General features: G+C 68.9%; 16 protein-coding genes, 1 tRNA gene and 1 other RNA gene. 11 read left to right on the forward strand and 7 right to left on the reverse strand.

Features of this window, described 5'->3' with window-relative positions:
• On the reverse strand, positions 1–314 hold a 314-nt coding region (locus tag ACV4UX_RS11220; protein WP_491593370.1), incomplete at its 3' end, for a hypothetical protein.
• Positions 315–320: 6 nt separating this feature from the next.
• Positions 321–1,466, reverse strand: coding sequence for an ABC transporter substrate-binding protein (locus tag ACV4UX_RS11225; protein WP_491593371.1), 1,146 nt, complete (start codon positions 1,464–1,466; stop codon positions 321–323).
• A 199-nt stretch (positions 1,467–1,665) separates the two neighbouring features.
• Here ACV4UX_RS11225 and ACV4UX_RS11230 point away from each other — a divergent pair, with 199 nt between their 5' ends.
• Positions 1,666–2,076, forward strand: coding sequence for a TrmO family methyltransferase domain-containing protein (locus tag ACV4UX_RS11230; protein WP_491593372.1), 411 nt, complete (start codon positions 1,666–1,668; stop codon positions 2,074–2,076).
• Positions 2,077–2,091: 15 nt separating this feature from the next.
• On the opposite strand, the gene ACV4UX_RS11235 is transcribed toward ACV4UX_RS11230, so the two are convergent.
• Positions 2,092–3,216, reverse strand: coding sequence for a glycosyltransferase (locus tag ACV4UX_RS11235; protein WP_491593373.1), 1,125 nt, complete (start codon positions 3,214–3,216; stop codon positions 2,092–2,094).
• A gap of 93 nt (positions 3,217–3,309) precedes the next feature.
• A complete protein-coding gene (locus tag ACV4UX_RS11240; RefSeq protein WP_491593374.1) occupies positions 3,310–5,592 on the reverse strand; it encodes a Rossmann fold nucleotide-binding protein in 2,283 nt (760 codons plus the stop codon).
• A gap of 103 nt (positions 5,593–5,695) precedes the next feature.
• On the opposite strand from ACV4UX_RS11240, the gene ACV4UX_RS11245 reads away from it, so the two are divergent.
• Positions 5,696–6,544 carry a glycosyltransferase family 2 protein gene (locus ACV4UX_RS11245; protein WP_491593375.1) on the forward strand — a complete coding sequence of 283 codons (849 nt, stop codon included), beginning with the start codon at positions 5,696–5,698 and terminating at the stop codon, positions 6,542–6,544.
• Positions 6,545–6,641: 97 nt separating this feature from the next.
• Here ACV4UX_RS11245 and ACV4UX_RS11250 read toward each other — a convergent pair whose 3' ends face one another.
• Both ACV4UX_RS11250 and ACV4UX_RS11255 read right to left on the reverse strand, forming a co-directional pair.
• Positions 6,642–7,643, reverse strand: coding sequence for a DUF6976 family protein (locus tag ACV4UX_RS11250; RefSeq protein ID WP_491593376.1), 1,002 nt, complete (start codon positions 7,641–7,643; stop codon positions 6,642–6,644).
• A gap of 8 nt (positions 7,644–7,651) precedes the next feature.
• Complete coding sequence (locus ACV4UX_RS11255; protein ID WP_491593377.1) at positions 7,652–7,885, reverse strand: hypothetical protein; 234 nt, start codon at positions 7,883–7,885, stop codon at positions 7,652–7,654.
• A 434-nt stretch (positions 7,886–8,319) separates the two neighbouring features.
• On the opposite strand from ACV4UX_RS11255, the gene ACV4UX_RS11260 reads away from it, so the two are divergent.
• The 7 genes from ACV4UX_RS11260 to cysS all read left to right on the forward strand — a co-directional run bounded on the left by ACV4UX_RS11260 (position 8,320) and on the right by cysS (position 14,691).
• Positions 8,320–9,228 (forward strand): NAD(P)/FAD-dependent oxidoreductase, encoded by a 909-nt coding sequence (locus ACV4UX_RS11260; protein ID WP_491593378.1) that lies wholly within the window; start codon positions 8,320–8,322, stop codon positions 9,226–9,228.
• Between the two features lie 73 nt (positions 9,229–9,301).
• Positions 9,302–9,377: transfer RNA gene (locus tag ACV4UX_RS11265), tRNA-Ile, on the forward strand.
• 127 nt (positions 9,378–9,504) lie between these two features.
• Positions 9,505–10,527: a Nif3-like dinuclear metal center hexameric protein gene (locus tag ACV4UX_RS11270; protein ID WP_491593379.1), complete on the forward strand. Its 1,023-nt coding sequence runs from the start codon at positions 9,505–9,507 to the stop codon at positions 10,525–10,527.
• Positions 10,528–10,644: 117 nt separating this feature from the next.
• On the forward strand, positions 10,645–11,400 hold the full coding sequence (locus ACV4UX_RS11275; RefSeq protein WP_491593380.1) for a zinc ribbon domain-containing protein: 756 nt from the start codon (positions 10,645–10,647) through the stop codon (positions 11,398–11,400).
• A 68-nt stretch (positions 11,401–11,468) separates the two neighbouring features.
• An RNA gene (rnpB, locus tag ACV4UX_RS11280) (RNase P RNA component class A) lies at positions 11,469–11,836 on the forward strand.
• 11 nt (positions 11,837–11,847) lie between these two features.
• A complete protein-coding gene (ispD, locus tag ACV4UX_RS11285; RefSeq protein WP_491593381.1) occupies positions 11,848–13,074 on the forward strand; it encodes a 2-C-methyl-D-erythritol 4-phosphate cytidylyltransferase in 1,227 nt (408 codons plus the stop codon).
• Between the two features lie 159 nt (positions 13,075–13,233).
• A complete protein-coding gene (gene cysS, locus ACV4UX_RS11290; protein WP_491593382.1) occupies positions 13,234–14,691 on the forward strand; it encodes a cysteine--tRNA ligase in 1,458 nt (485 codons plus the stop codon).
• Between the two features lie 214 nt (positions 14,692–14,905).
• Here cysS and ACV4UX_RS11295 read toward each other — a convergent pair whose 3' ends face one another.
• A complete protein-coding gene (locus tag ACV4UX_RS11295; protein WP_491593383.1) occupies positions 14,906–15,868 on the reverse strand; it encodes a hypothetical protein in 963 nt (320 codons plus the stop codon).
• A gap of 79 nt (positions 15,869–15,947) precedes the next feature.
• Between ACV4UX_RS11295 and ACV4UX_RS11300 the strand changes: the two genes are divergently transcribed.
• Positions 15,948–17,378 carry an RtcB family protein gene (locus ACV4UX_RS11300; protein WP_491593384.1) on the forward strand — a complete coding sequence of 477 codons (1,431 nt, stop codon included), beginning with the start codon at positions 15,948–15,950 and terminating at the stop codon, positions 17,376–17,378.
• A 40-nt stretch (positions 17,379–17,418) separates the two neighbouring features.
• Positions 17,419–19,099 (forward strand): sensor histidine kinase (locus tag ACV4UX_RS11305; RefSeq protein WP_491593385.1); only part of this gene is annotated, 1,681 nt, incomplete at its 3' end.

Genomic DNA, 19,099 nt, shown 5'->3' on the forward strand with positions numbered 1-19,099 from the left:
ATGGCCCCCGAGTCGGCCAGTTCTCGGAAGGACTCCATGGTGACGACGGCCAGGGCGGCGTCCGCGCTCAGTTGGCCGCGCCGCTTGGCCACCGTCTCCAGGGTGAAACGCATGAGTTCTTCGTAGCGCTCGTTGAGGCCCGCCAGGACGATGTCCAGGTGGTCCATGGCCGCGCGTTCCGTGGCCCGGTTGGTCTCGCGGTTGAGATCGTTCCAGGCGACCAGGGCCAGACCTGCGGAGCAGGCCCCGAGGCAGGCCAGGATGACCAGGAAGAGTCTGCCCGCGAAGGACCTGGGGAACAGGTGCGCCGTCATGTCCTGTCAGGGGGCGGGTTTCGCGGCGGGTTCGGCATCGTGGAGCGTGGCCTCGGCCAGGTATTCCACGGGGACGTGAAACTGGATGCGCCGCGCGGTGCGCAGGTTGATGGCCAGCTTGTGGGGGTCCTCGAAAATCTGGGGGAGGCGGCGCGGCGCGGCGCCGGTGAGGATGCGCGTGATGGTGCGGCTGTAGAACTCGCCGCACCAGTAGAAGTCGGGCTGAGCCATGGAGAGCAGAGCGCCCCGGCGCACTTCGAAGTCCGTGCCCATGGCGAACACGGGAATGCGCCGGTCCAGGAGCGGCGCGAGGAGTTCCGGGAGGTTGTCCTCGGCCACGCCCCCGTGGGTGGTCAGGTAGAAGGCGTCCACTTCGGAGGCGAGGCGGCGGTGGCATTCCAGCACGGCTGCCTTGGAGGCCGCGAGGTCCACCCCGGAAAAGGGGGCGTGGCACTCCACGATGGCGAAGCCCAGCCGGACGGCCAGGGGGCCGATCTGGTCCATGCCCGCGTAGGTCCTGCCCTCGGGGGTGTCCTCGCAGACCACGCCGAGGCGCTTGAAGCCCGCGAGTTTGTGGAAGAGCCTGATCTGGCGCGCATAACGCGTGGGGTCCACCCGGGCGTGCACGTGGTCGAAGCCGGAATCCTCCGCGCTTTTGATGATGCCTGCGGACAACGGGTTGCTGGTGGAGGCCACCAGGGTGGGCACCTGGTGCTCGTTGTTGGCCAGGTCCTGCCCGGCCCATGTGCCCAGAGCGAGCACGAGGTCCAGGTCTCGGGTCTTGAGGCGGTCGATGGCCGCGCGGCGCACGCCTGGGCGCACGGTCTTGTCCCACTCGGAGGACCAGAAGGCGTCCGGCACGAAGCGCAGCCAGGGGCCGGTGTCCGAGGCGGAAACGCAGGCCCAGACGTCGCGGTTCGCGCGCGGCGGATCGAAGCATTCGCCGCAGTCGGTGGGCATCCAGCCGACATCGCGCAGGCCCAGGAGAATGGACCGGAGCACCGGGGCATAGTCTTTGTAATCGCCGCCCTGGTAGTAGCCGATGCGCCAGGGGGCTCCATCCGGTCTTCCGGCGGGGGGGGCGGGGGTCTCGAAGCCCTGGGCTGTCCCGGTTGCCAGGAAGACGAGGAACAGGAGAGCGGCGAGTTTCATGGTGGACCCAGTGGACCGGCCGATACGAGCCGGGTTGAGGCGGAAGCTTGCCGGGACGGAGATTCAATCGTCAAGAAAACAGATATCCGTCGTAAAGTCCATGACGCATCGCAAGCGGCCAGCCGGTTGCCGTGAACGTCCTCCCGGGCTAGGGGAGAGAAAAACTGCGGGTTCCTGCTTGCCCGGTCGAGAGGTGGCCATGCCCTGCGTCCGCGTACCCGTCATCGGAGTTCTTCGCACGCCCCACTCCACTCTGGAGGACATCCCCCGTCAGGCCCACCTTGCTCCACAGGCCGTGGGCCGCGCCGAGTTGTATCCCGGGTTCGCCTTGGGGCTGGAGGGCATCGCCCCGGGGGACCGGGTGGTGCTCACGTTCCGCTTCCACAAGGCGCGTCGCACGGAACTGACCACGACGACCCGGAGCACGGGGCGCGTCTGCGGGGTGTTCGCCTCGCGTTCGCCGCGCAGGCCCTCGCGCCTGGGCGAAAGCGTTGTGGAGGTGACGGCCGTGGAGCCTTCGGCCCTGGTCTTCCGGGGGGTGGACATGCTCGACGGCACGCCGCTTCTGGACATCAAACCCTGGATCGACCCGGACAGGGACCGGGGCTGACCCCGGCGGACGCCATCAGCCCGTCGCGGCCTCGCCATAGAAGGAATGGTTGTAGGCCGTGACGCGGTCGTCGGCCAGGAGCAGGGCCGCGCCCTGCTCGTCCATCCAGCGCAGGAAGCCGCTTTGTTCCAGAGTGGAGGCGAAGAGGAGGAAGTCCTCCCAGGCGTGCGCTCCTTCACAGCGCGTCAGATCGGGCTGCGAGTCCTTGAGGATCTCGGCAAGGTCGGAGAGGAAGAGGGCGCGCAGGCGCGGCCAGGGCGTGAACATGCGCAGCAGGGCGGCCAGGAACGCGGCGGGCCGCTGCTCCTGGGCGGCGCTGCCCGCGCCTTCGAGGAGCGCGCAGACCAGCGCGGTCAGGTGGAGCAGGTCCAGGTAGATGAACAGGGGCTCCTTGCGTTCGATGGCGTCGCCGAGCCGGTCGAGCATGGGCTTGGCCGCCGCCTCGAAAAGATAGGGGATCATGCGGGCGTCGCGGGGCATTTGGGCCAGGAGCGCCTTGCGGCTCCACGCGGCCGAGCGGCGGCACATGGCCGCCCTGGTGAGCTTGCGGGCCTGACGGGCCACGGCGGCGCTCTCCACGAACACGCCCAGGCCCGCCTGACGCAACGCCCTGCAGAGGGCGTGGTCCTCCCCCATGCGCCCGGCATGCCCGGCGAAACCGCCCGCCGCCTGCCAGGCCTGGCGACGCATGAGGAAGACCATGCCCGGCGCGAACTCCGTGAAGCCCGTGCGCGAAAGGGCTTCGCAACGGTCGTAGGCGCCCAGGTAGCGCGAAACGGTGTCTGTGCCCAGGTAGCCCGCCACGTGTCCGGCCACCAGCCCCACTTCCGGTCGCAGGGCGTGGGGCGCGGCCAGGGCCAGCCAGTCCGGGGCCAGGCGGATGTCGCTGTCGGCAGAGAGGATGAGTTCCCCCCGGGCGGCCTCGATGCCCGTCGTCTTGGCCCGGGTGAAGCCCTGATTGGCTTCCAGGCGCAGCACGCGCAGGCGCGGGTCGTCCGAAGGCGGCGCGAAGGGCGTCGCCGAGCCGTCGTCCACCACCACGATCTCGTCTGGTCGCAGGGTCCAGCCCGCCTCGTTTTCCAGCAAGCCCAGGAGCAGTTCGGGGTCGTTGTAGGTGTAGGTGCACAGGGTGATGGTCATGGGTTGCGGGCCTCCCGCGGGCTGATGGGGTCCCCGGGGCGCGGGGCGGCCGATCCCCGGGGCGGTCCGGCCTTGATTCGCCTCCTGGCGCGGTCAGGCGTCCTTCCGATCAAAGGGGGCCAGGGCCTGGACGATGTAGGGGGGGATGACCACGCCCGCGCGCGCCAGGTTGTCGCGCGCCTCCAGCACCTTGGCGATGTCGATGCCCGCCCCGCTCCAGTAGGCGGCCGGATCGTCCAGGAAGGCTCGGATCACGGCCAGGGCCTCGGGGTAGGAGCGCACCAGGTGGCAGCAGTTGACCACCCACATGGGGCCAAGGGGGGGAATCTCGGCCTGGCCCGTCTTGTGGGCCGAGGAAAGCTCCTGGAACTGCTCGATGGACTTGCGCCAGAGGTGTCCGCCCTCTCCGCCCAGGCCCAGGGGGTCCACGAAGACGTAGGGCGCGGGGAGACAGTGGCCGATCTTCATGAAGGTGAGCGCCATGTTCACCTCGTAGCTCGTGCCGTAGCCGCCCACGTTGAACACCTTGAAGAGGCTGCGCCGGTCCAGGATGTCCTGGCGGGTGTTCAGGGCGATGTTCACGAACTGCACCACGGCCTCGGGGGAGAAGTTGGTGCGCTGGCCGATCTTCTCGCCGTCGATGCCCACGCCGATGCGGTAGATGCCGTGGCGGGCGGCGGCGTCGTCCACGGCCTTCATGACGCCCGGACCGGAGCCGTGGGCGATGGCCAGGCCCTCGCCCAGGCGGGGGTCTGCGGCCAGGGCGGCGAAGAACTCCTCGAATTGGGGCATGAGGATGGGCTTCAACTCGTCCACCACGGAGCCGAAGAGCGCCGCCGTGGTGTGCAGGCGTCCCAGGCGCTCCTTGCCCTCGGCCGAGACCCAGAAGCCGCTGTTGAACTCGCGCACGTGGCAGGCCTCGTCCTGGGCGAAGATCATGTAGAAGCGCATGCCCTCGCGCCAGAGGCGGTTGATCTCCTCGTAGGAGGACTGGTCCAGGTAGTATTCCGGGTTGCCCCCGTTGCGCGATCCGCGCATGTTGATGCTGCGGATCACCACCACGCCCACGCCGTTGCGCTTGAGCACGCGCAGGGCGTCCACCGGCGGCAGCGAGTCGCTGACGAACACCTTGGAGAGGCTCTGCTCGCCGCCCACGTACTTGAGGTCGTGCAGGAAGTTGCGGAAGCGCTTGGGGATCTCCTCGCCGGTGAGGATGGACTCGGGCACGTTGCCCCTGGCGCACTCGTAGACCAGGCGCCACTGGAACTCCGGAATCCAGCGGTTGTCCTCCTGCTCCCAGGGGATGGTCACGATGCGTCCGGGCATCATGATGCGGCCGTAGAGTCCGCCGCCGCCGGGCGCGGCCGAGATCTCGTCGAAGAGGGCGCGGCAGGCATCGGCGTTGAAGATGTCCGTGATCTCCGCGAAGTCCACGCCCCGGGCCAGGATGGCCGAGGCCTTGCCGGGCTTGAGCACCCGGGCGGTGATGGCGCTCACGCGCTCGTCGGCCGGATAGAGCTTGATGCGCAGGCGCAGGTCGCGGAAGGGCACGGGGGCGTCGCCGCGGTTGTAGATTTCGGCCTGGCGCAGGGTCTCTATGCCCGTGGTGCGCACGCCGTCGAGCAGGCGCGAGGCAAGGTGGAACACGCCGGGCCGGTTCAGGTCGCGCGAGATGAAGGCCGTGTAGGGCCCCAGCGAGATGCGCAGGGCGCTCACCATGAATTCCTTGGGGCCGAACTCCTCCGGCAGGCCCGAGGGCGCGGGCTGCTGGAACATGGCCAGGCCGTGCTTGCCGCGCACGATCATCTCCGCGAAGTTGTTGGGGATGGAGATGAGCCGCTGGGAGAGGATGTAGCGCACGTTCTCCAGGGGCACTTCCAGCACGCCGTCGGGTCCGATCTCGTGGCCCTGGCCCAGCAGCAGTTCCTCGCGCTCCAGGGCCTTGAGGACCTCCTCGCGCGGGAGATGGCCCGAGAGGGGCACGAAGAGCCTCCCGATGTCCACGGGGGAGCGTCCGGTCAGGGCCTGGAGGTCGGAAAGGGACTCGGCAAGGTGGCGGTTGAGCGCCGAGACCACCACCGGCAGTTCGATGGCCTTGGTCTTGTCCGAGACGTGGGGCTCTCCCTCGCCCAGGTGGATGTCGATGCCGATGCGCGAATGGCCGCTGCGCCCGCTCACGTCCAGGAAGTCTTCCAGCGGGCGCGATTCGGACTTGGCGCGTCCGGCAATGTCGCGCACGAGGCCGCGCAGGGAGTCCGAGACGTGGCTGAAGCGCATGGTCCCGAAAAGCTGGGGCGCGGCGAGGTCCTGGTTGAAATGGATGACGCTGGCCTCGACGAGCTGGCCGTCGCCGGTGACGAAGGGAGCGAGTTTCATGCCGTGGTCCGGGTCCTTTGCATGGCGGTTGAAAAGGGATAGACTGGTTAGCGTGATTCGCCCACCAGTGCAACAACCCCGCCGCAGCGCCTGAGGTGGACCCATGGCGACCCTGATCGGCGTGGTGATCTCCAACCGCGACTACGGCTCGCGCCTGCCCGGGCTCTTCGCCTCCCTGGCGGCCCAGACCGTGGGACTGGGGCGCGTGGAGTGCGTCTTCGCCGACGACGCGAGCTCCGACGGTTCCCTGGAGACGGCCCGCGCCCTGGGACACGCCCTGCCCTTCGCGCGCTTCGAGGCCCGGGCCGTAGGGCCGCTGGGGCACCCCGCGCGCACGCGCAACGCGGGGTTCGCCCTCACCACCTCCGCCGCCGACCCCCTGCTGTTCCTCGACGCCGACGACCTCCTTGCGCCCCGCCACCTGGAAGTCTGCGCGCAGGCACTGGAGCGCGGGGCGCAGATTGTCACCTGCGACTACGAGGAGCGCACTCCCAAAGGCAGCCGCATCGTGCGCCTGCCCGATTTCGACCCGGCGCTCCTTCGCACACAGAACATCTTGAGCATCGGCAGCATGATGCGTCGCGAGGTGGTCCTGGCGCTGGAAGGCTTCCGCGACCACTCCGACTACGAAGACTGGGACTTCTGGGTGCGCGCCGCGCACCAGGGGTTTCGTTTCGCCCGCGCGCCCGAGGCGCTCTACGTGCACGTGCGCCATGGCGACAGCTTCTCGTTGCGGGCCGAGGCGCGCGACGGCCGGGCCAAGGCGGCCATCGTGGCCGCCACCCCCGGCTTCTTTCCGCCCGAGACCAGGCGCTGGGCCAAGGCGTACCTGGAGGGCAAGCCCTGGGCTCAGCCCCTGACGCGGGGGGTGATCCCCCGCGAGGAGGACGTGCGCGCCCTGCGCGACGCCTGGGCCGCCCTGCGTACGGCCCGGGCGCGCCGGGAGGGTTGAAGGGTCCGGCTTGCGCGCGGCCGTTCCCCGCCCCCCCCCGAAAGCGGAGCCTGCCGGGGCCGCCCCCCACCCTGGCGGGGGAGGGCGGCCCGAAGGCTCAGATGTCGTGGACTTCCAGGTAGACCAGGGTCTGATTGAGCAGCTGATAGGCGATCTCGCCGAAGGTGGCGGGGCCGCTGAAGGGCTCGGTCTTTTTGCCTTCCAGCTCGGAATAGAGGTAGTTGAGGATGCAGTTGCAGGAGAACACCAGGTTGGCGGGCTGGATGTTGCATGCCGAGCAGAGCTTGCCGGTGAACTGCGCTGCGTAGTCCGCCACGGGGCGGGCGTGCTTGTAGCGGATGCCGGTGAACACGGGGGCGTAGAACTTCACCTCGCCGTCGGCCTCGTCGATGCCCTGGAAGCTGATGTTCACCAGCGCCCCGTAGTAGTCGGCCACCAGGGGGAGCTTGGTGTCCAGGCGGTTCTTCACCAGATAGGCCGCGAAGTTGCGCCGCTCGCCGTTGACGAGCACGTCCTTGGTGGCGAACCCGGTTTCCGGGAAGGTGAGCGTGTCGCCGTCGCCCTGCTCGAAGAGATTCACGATGCCGATTTCGGCCGCCTTGCCCGGGGGCAGCGTGGCCGCGAGCACCAGCGCGCCCTCCTCCAGGACCTCGCCGGTCTGCCCGTTGTAGACCTTGGGCGTGCGCTTGCCCAGGTCGTCCAGGTGCACGCCCGCGATCCAGCCGATGAGCGGCACCGTGCCGAAATCCTTGTAGTTGGGGGCGTTGAGCGCGAAGGAGAGATGGGCCTTGCTCATGGCCGGGATGAGGATGAAGCTGAAACCGTTGTCCGGGCCGTCCGAGTAGACGTGGCTCAGGGAGTTCTGGTCGTAGGCCTTGATCTCCAGGGACGCGGCGATGTCCGTGATGTCGGTGGCGAACACCTGCTCGCGGGTGGAAAGGCCGCCCAGTTCGTTGGTGATGAAATAGGGGATGGTTCCGGCGATCCAGGAACCTTTGGGCAGGCGGCTCAGGGCCTGCTCGTCGCCCGCCAGGATCAGTTTGCGCCCGGAGGCGATGGCCGTGGAGGCCGTTTCGAGGGACATCAGTTGCTGGCTCATGGGTCCTCCTAGCCGAAGATGGTCTTCAGGTCGTCCTGGACGCTGGGGATGTGGCTGTTCTTGGCGTACACGTCGTACAGCTGGTCGATGCCCGCCTTGACGTTGTCGGGAGACGGGTTCTCGCTCAGGCTTCGCGTCAGACGCCCAAGAAGAATCTTCGCAGCGAGGAACTTCAGCTCGAAGGCCTTCTTTCCGGTCACCACGTCCTGCCATTGTTTGCTGCTCTTCGCGGGAAGACTCATGCCAACCTCCTTGCGTTGCGGGATACTCGGGAGCCGCCGGGTGAACCCCACGGCCCCGGCTGGACGGCAGAAAAGCAAGGACCAAACCACACTGAAAAGGAATGTACATTCAGTATGTTGCGTGCATGTGAGGCGAAATGCCCCCTCCCAGGCGGGACAAATGGATACGGCCCTTCATCCGTCTTTCGCATGATAGCTTGTGAATTCGGACGAATATCCTCCCGATCCGGTGTGTCCGGATTGTACGGATCCGGGTCATTTTGATGCAGGGCGTGACGGCGAGGTCACGAACGGGCGACATTTCGTGTTCCGTTTCGCCGGGAGGTCTGTTCGCCTGCAAGTGCTTCCCAGAATGCGCGGGAGGATTATATGAGAGGTTCGCGGACGGCGCTGCCCGCCGACCCATACCAGGACCATCCACCGGAGACACGCGCATGCAAGACGCTCAGTGCCTGATCATCGGCGCGGGCCCCGCCGGGCTCTCGGCCGCCATCTACACCGCCCGGGCCGGCATGAGGACCCTCGTGCTCGGCAGCGACCCGAAAATCGCGGGCGACTACGACATCGACAACTATTTCGGCTTCGAGGACACCATCTCCGGGCGCGACCTCATGGCGCGCGGACGCCTCCAGGCCCAGCGATTCGGGGCCGAGATCCGCCAGGAGAAGGTCCTGGGCGTGCACCACGGCGACAACGGGCGCTTCCACGTGAAGACCGACCAGGCTGAGTACGACGCCTGCGCCGTGATCCTGGCCACGGGCGCGGCGCGCAACCGCCCGAAGATCAAAGGGCTGGCGGACTACGAGGGCAAGGGCGTCTCCTACTGCGTTTCCTGCGACGGCTTCTTCCACCGGGGCAAGCCCGTGATGGTGGCCGGGGAGGGGCTCTTCGCCGCCAACCAGGCACTTGAGCTGCTGGCCTACACCCAGGACGTGCGCATCTGCACCCTGGGCAAGCCCGCTGCCATCCCCCCGGAATACGCCGAGCGCCTCGGCAAGGCGGGCATCGAGGTGATCGAGGCGGCCGTGGAATCCCTGGAGGGAGATCCGGGCCTGACGGCCGTGCGCCTTGCCGACGGCCGCCGCATCGGGATTTCCGGCCTCTTCATCGCCATGGGCGAAGCCTCGTCCACGGACTTCGCCTACACCCTGGGCGTGGCGCGCAGCGGCATCTTCCTGGAAACCGACCGGGACATGAAGACCAACATCGAGGGCGTGTTCGCCGCCGGGGACTGCACAGGGGGCTTCCTGCAGATCGCCGTGGCCGTGGGAGAAGGCGCGCTGGCCGGGCGCTCGGCCATCGCGTGGCTCAAGTCCAGCTGCCCGGGCGGGGGCAAACAGTGAAGACGGGGCGCGAAAATCCTTGACACGTCTTTGAAATGGAGCGTATGAATCCAGATTCAGACTTGAGCTGGAGGGGCCTATAGCTCAGTTGGCAGAGCTTCCGGCTCATAACCGGGTGGTCCCAGGTTCGAATCCTGGTGGGCCCACCACTCGCATCGAGGACCAGCACTTGCCGATTTTCCGCACCTTGAATCAATCCCGCGCCCGGCGCACCAACTGCAGGCATCAAGGCGCTTTCCCAGGGGTCTACCCGGAAAGCGCCTTCCTTTTTGCGCAATGAACATCACCGATCTCTTCGCACTCGTCGAGCGCCTCGCTCCGCCGCGCATGGCCGCCTCCTGGGACCGCTGCGGCGTCCAGGTGGCCGGCGCTCCCGGCAAGGCCTCCCGGCTGGCCGTGGCCCTGGACCCCCTGCCCGCCACCCTGGCCCAGGCCCTGGACTGGGGCGCGCAGGCCGTGCTCACCCACCACCCCCTGGGCAAAACCCCGCGCCTGCCGGACCGCCCGGACGCCCACCGCGAGGCGCTCAAGCTCCTTCTCGGACGCGACGCCTGGCTCTTTGCGGCCCACACCTCGCTCGACTGCGCCCCCGGCGGCCCAGCCGCCTGGCTGGCCGACGAGCTGGGCCTCGCGGAGCGCGCCGTGGTGGACCCCCAGGGCGAAACCCGGCGCATCATGGCCTTCTACAAGGAAGTGGCCATGGACGGCTTCGACGCCTTCCAACTGCCCGAGGGCCTGGGCGTGGACCGCCTCCACTTCGACCGCGACGCCCTGCGCCACGCCCCCCAGGCCTTCTCCTGCCCCGAGCCCCACTGGCCCGCCCTGCGCGCGGCCCTGGAGGCCTGCCCGGACGTTTCGTCCATGGCCGGGGCCGTGCGCCTGGCCCAGCCCGCCGAGCCCTACGGCTACGGCATCGTCGGCCGCCTGCCCTCCCCCATGGCCTGGGACGCTTTCCTGGCCGAGCTCTGGCGGCTGCTGCCCCGGGCCTTCCTCTCCTTCGCGGGCGACGCCCCCGCCAGGGTGGAACGCGTGGCCTACTGCACCGGCTCCGGCGCTTCCTGCGGGGCCAGGGCCTTCGCCCTGGGCGCGGACGTGTTCCTGACGGGCGACGTGACCCATCACTTCGCCCTGGATCTGGCCCCCCTGGGGCTCACCGTGGACTGCGGCCACCACGTGCTGGAGCAGGAGATGATGCGCCGCTTCGCCGGTCGTCTCGCCGACGAGACGCGCGGCCAGGGACTGGAAGTTCGCTTTTTCGAGAGCCCCGACCCCCTGCGGGCGGCGCTCAGACCTTCGTGACGGACCGCCGGGACCTTGCGTCCCGGCCATGCGACCCCGTGTCGGTAGAGAATCATCCCGGCGGCTCCACGCGTCGGGGGACATAAGCCAGGGGCGCTTCGGGCGCCTGGAGACGGCATGTACCACAAGCAGATCGAACAGTTGGTGATGCTCCAGCGCATCGACGGCGAAATCCTCACGCTGCGCACCGAGCTGGACAACGCGCCCCAGGAGATCCAGAGCCTGGAGAAGAGACACCAGGATGCCGAGACCGCGCGCAACGTGGTGCTCGAAAAGCTGGGCTACCTCACCGACCAGCTCAAGCGCCTGGAAAACGACATGGAAGAAGACCATGTCCGCCTGCGCAAGTCCAAGAGCAAGATGATGATGGTGGGCAACTCCAAGGAATACCACGCCATGGTGCGCGAGATGGACAACCTGGAGAAGCTCAACCGCTCCCGCGACGAGGAGAAGGCCGCCTTCGCCGAGGAACTGGAGCGCCAGACCAGCGCCGAACAGGAAGTGACCGCCAAGGCCGTGGCCGTGAGCCAGGAGCTGGACGTGGCCCGCGCCGGGCTCGACGAGCGCATGCAGGCCGCCCGCAAGCGCCTGGAGGTGCTGGCCGGGCAGCGCAAGGAGGCCTGCAAGGTCCTGCCGCCGCCCATCCTCTCCCGTTACGAGTTCATCCGTTCGCGCCTGCCCAACCCGGTCATCGTCTCGGTGGACCAGGGCGTGTGCGCGGGCTGCAACATCTCCATCCCGCCCCAGGCCTTCATCGAGCTGCAGAAGGGCCAGCAGATCCTCTCCTGCCCCAACTGCCAGCGCCTGATCTTCTGGGTGCAGCACATCGCGCCCCAGACGCCCCCCGAAGGGAGCCAGGACGCCAAGGCCTAGTCAACAATCCCCCGGCCGGACGCCCACCGAGGTGGACGCGTCCGGACCGGGGGCTTCTGAAGGTTCGGGGAGTCGGACAGGCTGTCGCCGCGGGGAAACCCGGGGAGGAAAGTCCGGACTCCGCAGGGCAGGACGCTGGGTAACCCCCAGGGGGAGCGATCCCCGGAGAAGCGCCACAGAAAGCAGACCGCCGGCCGGGTCCACCCGGCCGGTAAGGGTGAAACGGTGGAGTAAGAGCCCACCAGTTGCCGCGGTGACGCGGCAAGCTAGGCATGCCCCGTCCGGAGCAAGACCAAATAGGGAAGCGTTCGAGGCCGGCCCGGCCGAGCTTCCGGGTAGGTTGCTGGAGGCGGCGGGCAACCGCCGTCCTAGAGGAATGACAGCCGCCGTCCCGCAAGGGGCGGCTACAGAATCCGGCTTACGTCCGGCTCCCCTTACGCCTTCATCATGAACACCTGGATCGTCCTTCTTGCCGCAGGCAGCGGCTCCCGGCTGGCAGCCGCCTCGGGCGGCGCGAAAAAGCAGTTCCTGGACGCGGGCGGATCGCCCGTGTTCTGGCGCTCGTCCCAGGCCCTGGCCCGTTGCGCGGGCATCTCCGGCATCGTCTTCGTCTTCCCTCCCGAAGAACTGGACGCGGGCCGAGAAGCCGTCGAATCCCTCGACGCGCAGGCCCCCCTCGGGCTCGACCGGCGGGTGGTCCACGGCGGCGCGCGTCGCCAGGATTCCCTGGAGAACGCCCTCTCCGCCCTGCCCCGGGAGTGCACCCACGTGCTCGTGCACGACGCGGCGCGCTGCTTCGTCACCCCGGACGTGGCCGCCCGGGTCCTGGAGGCCCTGCGGTCCGGGGCCAAGGCCGTCATCCCCGCCGTGCCCGTCAAGGACACCGTGAAGCAGGTGGACGCCCGGGGCGTGGTGGTCGCCACGCCCGAGCGCGCCAGCCTCCGGGCCGTGCAGACCCCCCAGGGCGTTGAACTCGAAGCCCTGCGCGCCGGGTTCGCGCTGGCGCGGCGCGAAAACCTCACCGTCACCGACGACGCGGGCCTCGTGGAGGCCCTGGGCCTGCCCGTGTCCGTGGTGGAAGGCTCGGAAGCCAACGTGAAGATCACCACCCCGGAAGACCTGCGCCTGCTCGCCCCGGCCCCGGCCCCGGCCGCCCTGCCCCGCGTGGGCTTCGGCTACGACGTGCACCGCTACGCCTCCCAGGCCGAGGCCGACGCCCCCAACGCACGGCCCATGGTGCTGGGCTGCGCGCCCATCCCCGGCGCGCCGCGCGTGCTGGCCCACTCCGACGGCGACGTGCTCCTGCACGCCCTGGCCGACGCCCTCCTGGGCTGCCTCTGCCTGGGCGACATCGGCCAGCACTTCCCGGACACGGACCCCGCCCTCTCCGGGGCCGCAAGTTCCGTGCTGGTGGCCGAGATCCTGGCCCGTTTCGCGCCCGCAGGGCTCACGCTGGTGCACGTGGACCTCACCGTGGTGGCCCAGGTCCCCAAGGTGGGACCGCACCGGGAGCACATCCGGCGCAACGTGGCCGGGCTGCTGGGCCTTGCCCCGGAGCGCGTCAACGTGAAGGCCACCACGGAGGAGAAACTCGGCTTCACGGGCCTCAAGCAGGGCATCAAGGCCTACGCCACGGCCACCGCCGTGGAGACCGGAGCGCCCCGCGCTGGCTGATCCGCCGAGCAACGGCATCTGCTGTCAATACGTTGAAATGACAGTGTAAAATGCATGTCGCGTGCTCACTCCCCCACCGGGAGGCCCGGCGCGTCTTGACTTTTGCCACCCGCTCTGCAACCAGATTCCCCCGACCTCCAAGCTCTTCAAGGACCAGCCATGCAGCTCTACAATACCCTCACGCGCGCCAAGGAAACCTTCACGCCCGTCCACCAAGGCCGGGTGAACATGTACGTCTGCGGCATCACCGCCTACGACTACTGCCACATCGGCCACGCCCGTTCGGCCGTGGTCTTCGACGTGCTCGTGCGCTATCTGCGCGCAAAGGGCCTGGAGGTGCGCTTCGCCCGCAACTTCACCGACGTGGACGACAAGATCATCAAGCGCGCCCAGGAGGAAGGCCTGGCCTCCGAGGCGGTCTCGGAGAAGTACATCGCCGCCTTCTACGAGGACATGGACCGCCTGGGCATCCTGCGCGCCGACCTGGAGCCCCGCGCCACCCGCTACATCGGGGAGATGCTCCAGCTGGCGCAGCACCTCATCGACACCGGCTTCGCCTACGCCACGCCCTCTGGAGACGTGTACTTCCGGGTGCGGGCCTTCAAGCCCTACGGCAAACTCTCCGGGCGCAACCTGGAGGAGCTCCAGAGCGGCGCGCGCGTGGCCCCGGGCGAGGAAAAGGAAGACCCCCTGGATTTCGCCCTCTGGAAGGCCGCCAAGCCCGGCGAACCCACCTGGGAGAGCCCCTGGGGTCCGGGACGACCCGGCTGGCACCTGGAATGCTCCGCCATGAGCGAAGACCTCCTGGGCCTGCCCCTGGACATCCACGGCGGCGGCCAGGACCTCGTCTTTCCCCACCACGAGAACGAGATCGCCCAGACCGAGGCAGCCACCGGCAAGGACTTCGCCCGCTTCTGGGTGCACAACGGCTTCGTGCAGATCAATTCTGAAAAGATGTCGAAATCGTTGAATAATTTCGTGACGATCCGCGACATCTTCGGCTACTGCCTGCCCGAGGTGCTGCGCTTCTTCCTGGTGGCCGCCCACTACCGCTCGCCCCTGGACTACTCCACCGAGGCACTGGACGAAGCGGAAAAGGGCATCCGCCGCATCTACGCGGCCCTGGCCCAGACGGACGAGGCGCTGGCCGGGACCAAGTGGTCCGCCAACGCCGCCCCTGCCGAACTGCTCGCGGAGCTGGACGGCCTGGAAAAGGGCTTCGACCAGGCCATGGAGGACGACCTGAACACCGCCGCCGCCCTGGGCCACATCTTCGGCATGGCGCGTCTGGCCGGTCGCGTGATGGAAGACAAGGCCCTGCGCAAGAGCCAGGGCGGCAAGGGGATTCTCGAGCGCATCCGGGGCGGCTTTGCCCGGTACGCCGCCATCCTGGGCGTGTTCGGCAGCGAACCGGCCCGCTTCCTGGCCGACCTGCGCGACTCCCGGGCCGCGCGCAAGGGCATCGAGTCCTCCAAGGTGGACGACCTGCTGGCCCAGCGCAAGCAGGCCCGCCAGGACAAGGACTTCGCACGCTCCGACGCCATCCGCGACGAACTGGCCGCCATGGGCGTGGAGGTGAAGGACACCCCCGCCGGGGCCGTCTGGGACGTGGCCTAGGCGCTCACGCGACAGCATGCAATACAGGGGCGGCTTCGGCCGCCCCTTTCGTTTCGTGCGCCTCTCACACCGGGGGGAAGCGTTTGAGGTCGGCAAGGCCGCCAGGATCAGGCTGCACTCCGCCCAGGGCTGCCTGCGGGGCCGGGTCCGTCGCTGTCGACGGTCACGGGCGTCAAAACCACCCTGCTTCTCTCTGCGCTCCGGTGGCCCGTGTCTAGAGCGGCAGCCGCGAGGCCTCGCGGGCCAGGGCGGCCAGACGCCGGGCGCGCGCACCGCTTTTCTCCACGGCGGAGCGCGCCTGGGTGTCGCGGATGTTCAGGGCCACGGTCTCAAGGGCCGTGGCCGACTCGTCCAGACGGTCGGCCAGCAGGGGCAGGCCGCGCAGTCCTTCCTCTCCCAGGGGCCTGGCCAGCAGGCCTGCCAGCTCGCGGGCGGCCTCCCGCGCCCTGGCGGCGGCGCGGGCGTAGGTCTCGCGCAGGAAGGTCCGCTCCTGGGCGGAGAGCCCGGCGTCGGAGGCTGCGCGCTGGGCCGCCTCGGCCATGAGCCGTCCCAGCGCTTCGTCCTCCGCGCCCACGGCCTGGGCGTAGGTCCCCCGCAGGCTCGCGCCCACGTCCCCGGCCGAGGACGGGGAGAACCGGGCCTGGGGCGCAAGCTCCAGACTGGCGAACATGGTGTTGAAATCCTTGATGTACTTCTGCAGCGATCCCGCAGGGCCCACGCCCGTCAGCTCCAGGCGGCCGAAGCCCGTGAGCCGTACGCACAGGTAGTATTCCAGGCCGGTCCCGTCCTTGGGGACCAGCCAGGCCACCAGCGTGCGCGCGGTGTCGTCCTGCTGGAGGTGGCGCAGGGCGTAGCGCTCCGGGGAGACGTGCCAGAGCGCCGTGAACTCCAGGTTCCTGTCCCGGGCCATCACCTCCAGCACGCCCTGGGGCGTGGGGGTGCGCACGGCCTTGACCACCAGGGTGGGGTAGCCCTTGGCGGTCTTCACGCCGTCTTCGTGGGCCAGCACGGCGGCCACCCCGCCCTCGCCGCGCTGGGTGACGCTCCAGCCCGGCGCGGGCGTGAGCACGTAGGCCCCTCCTGAACCGGCCAGGGGGTCGCGGGGATCGCCTGACGGGCCGGAACCCATGCAGGCAGACACGAGAAGCGTCAGAAGGGCGGCAAAGAGCGTGCGCATGGCGAAGGTCTCCTCGGCACGGGGCAATGCGCCGCCCTGCGGGCTTTTGTCAAGGCGGCTCCTGGTGTAGGGTGCCCCCATGGACCTTGCCCCCCTCACGCAGCTCGACCCTTGGCGCTGGATGCTGCCGCCCCGCGACGGCATGCGCGTGCCAGCCGTGTTCGTCGGTTCGCGCCGCCTCCTGCGCGACCTGGAGGAGGCCGCCGCGCGCCAGGCCGTCAACGTGGCGCGTCTCCCGGGCATCGTGGACGCTTGCTGCGTGATGCCCGACGCCCACTCGGGCTACGGCTTCCCCATCGGCGGCGTGGCCGCCTTCGATCCGGACCAGGGCGGCGTGGTCTGCGCCGGGGGAGTGGGCTACGACATCGCCTGCGGCGTGCGCACCCTGGCCACGAACCTGGACGCCCGGGACCTGGATCCGGTGATGGAGCGCCTGGCCGACCGTCTCTTCGCAGCAATTCCTTGCGGCGTGGGCGTGGGGGGCGGGCTCGCCCTGAAGGACAGGGACCTGGACGCACTGCTGACGGGGGGAGCGGCCTGGGCCGTGAAACGGGGCTTCGGCGAGAAGGCAGACCTGGAGCGCATCGAGGACCGGGGCATTGCCCCGGGCGCCCAGCCGGACAATGTCTCCCCCGGGGCGCGCGCCCGCCTGGGCTCCCAGGTGGGCACTCTGGGCTCTGGCAACCACTATCTGGAGGTGCAGCGCGTCGAGGAGATCTTCGACGACCGTGCTGCCGCCGCCCTGGGGCTCTTCCCCGGGCAGGCGCTGGTGAGCGTGCACTGCGGCTCGCGCGGGTTGGGGCATCAGGTGGCCACGGATTTCATCGACCGCATGCGCGGGGAGGCCCAGCGGCACGGCTTCGCCCTGCCCGACCCGCAGCTGGCCTGCGCCCCCATCGACTCGCAGACGGGCCGGGACTACCTGGGGGCCATGCGCGCGGCGACCAACTGCGCCCTGGCCAACCGCCAGGTTATCGACCACCTCGTGCGCCGCGTCCTGGAAGAGTTCTTCCCCGGTGCGCGCCCGCGCCTGGTGTGCGACGTGTCCCACAACACCTGCAGGGAGGAGCTCCTGGGCGTGGAGGGCCGCGCCAGGCGGCTCTTCGTGCACCGCAAGGGGGCCACGCGCGCCTGGGGGCCGTCCCATCCCGGGTTGCCGGATGCCTTCCGGGGCCTGGGCCAGCCCATGCCCGTGGGCGGCAGCATGGGCACGGCCTCCTATCTCCTGCGCGGGACCGACCTTTCCCTGGAGCGCTCCCTGGGCTCGGCCTGCCACGGCGCGGGGCGAGCCCTTTCGCGCTCCCAGGCGCTCAAGCGCTTCAAGGGCCGCGACGTGCTGGAGAGCATGGCCCGGCGGGGCGTGACGCTGCGGGCCAAGGGGCTTCGCGCCGTGGGCGAAGAAGCCCCGGGGGCCTACAAGGACATCGATGCCGTGGTGGAGGCCGCGGAGCAGGCCGGTCTGGCCGCGCGGGTGGCCCGGCTGGCCCCGCTGGCCTGCGTCAAGGGTTGATGTTGCAAATGCTCACGAAGCTGCTAGTGAACAGCACTCAATGCTGCACCACGACTTCTCCAAAACCCGGCTGAGCCTCCTGGTCATCGATGCCTCGGCGGACTTCCGTCTGTCCTTGGCCAACCGGCTTCTGGGACTTTCGCGCATCGACGGCGACCTGCACACTGCGGGCAGCGTGGCCGAAGCCTGGCAGATCCTGGCCATGGGCTCCTTCGACGCCGTATTGGCCGGTCTGCCCCTGCCCCCGCCCTCGGATTCCGATCCGGGCGAACTGGCTGCCATCTTCTCCGGCATCCAGGTGGTGGGCTTCAGCGACACGGGGGCGAGGCTGTTCCTGCACCCGTCGCTCACCGACAACGTGGCCATGGTGCTGCCGCGCGCCCGACTGGACAACTCCCTGCTGGAGCAGGCCATCCTGGCTGCCGTGGGCAAGGCCCGCCTCTGTCGGCAGCTGGAGGCCGCCCAGGTTGGGCTCATCGCCTCGGAGAAGCGCTTCCAGAACGTCATCGACAACAACGCCGACGGCATCGTGGTGGTGGACCTGAGCGGTCGCATCCGTTTCGTGAACCCGAGCGCCGAGAAGCTCTTCGGCGTGCCCGCCTACCTGCTGGTGGGCGAGCCCTTCGGCCATGCGCTCATTCCGGGCGGGAGCATGGAGATCGAAATGCTCACCCGCGACGGCGAACTCAAGACCGTGGAGATGCGCGCCGTGCAGTCGCGCTGGGAGGGCGGCGAGTTCGTCTACCTGGCCAGCCTGCGCGACATCTCCTCCCGCAAACGCCTGGAGCGCGACCTTACCGCCATGAAGGAGGCCGCCGAGTCCGCCAACCGCGCCAAGAGCCAGTTCCTGGCCAACATGAGCCATGAAATCCGCACGCCCATGAACGGCATCCTGGGCATGACGGAGCTTCTGCTGGCCTCGGAACTCACGCGCAAGCAGCGCTACCACCTGGACATGGTGCGCCAGTCGGCAGCCTCGCTCATGGAGATCCTCAACGACATCCTGGATTTTTCCAAAATCGAAGCGGGGAAGCTGGAGTTGGAGGAACAGGTCTTCGACCTGCACGCCACCATCCGCAGCGCGGTCCGCATCTTCACCGCCCTGGCCCAGGACAAGGGGCTGGACCTGGGCTACTCCATCGCGGGCGACGTGCCCCGCCGCGCCCGGGGCGACTCCGGACGCCTGCGCCAGATCATCGTGAACCTCGTGGGCAATGCCGTGAAGTTCACCTCCCAGGGAGAAATCCGCATCAAAACCGGTTGCCTGCGTCTGCCCTGCGACGCCGCCCCGGTCGAAGCACTGCTCAGCATGGAGGTGGCCGACACGGGTTCGGGCATCGCAAAATCCAAGCTGGACACCATCTTCGAGAGCTTCACCCAGGTGGACAACTCTTCCACCCGCAAATATTACGGCACCGGACTGGGGCTGGCCATCTGCAAGCATCTGGTGGAACGCATGGGTGGCTCCATCCGCGTGGAGAGCGAGGAAGGCAAAGGCAGCGTCTTCAGTTTCGAGGTGAAGCTGCGCCTCGTGGACGACGTCTGCACCCTCCCCCTGCCCAAGCCCGCGCCAAAACCCAAGATCGCCCCCCTGACCATCCTCCTGGCCGAGGACAACCTGATCAACCAGCTCTTCGCCACCGAGATTCTGGAGCAGGACGGGCACAAGGTTGTGGCCGTGCCCAACGGCGCGCTGGCCCTGGAAACCCTGCGCGACACCA

Source organism: Fundidesulfovibrio sp. (assembly GCF_058402725.1).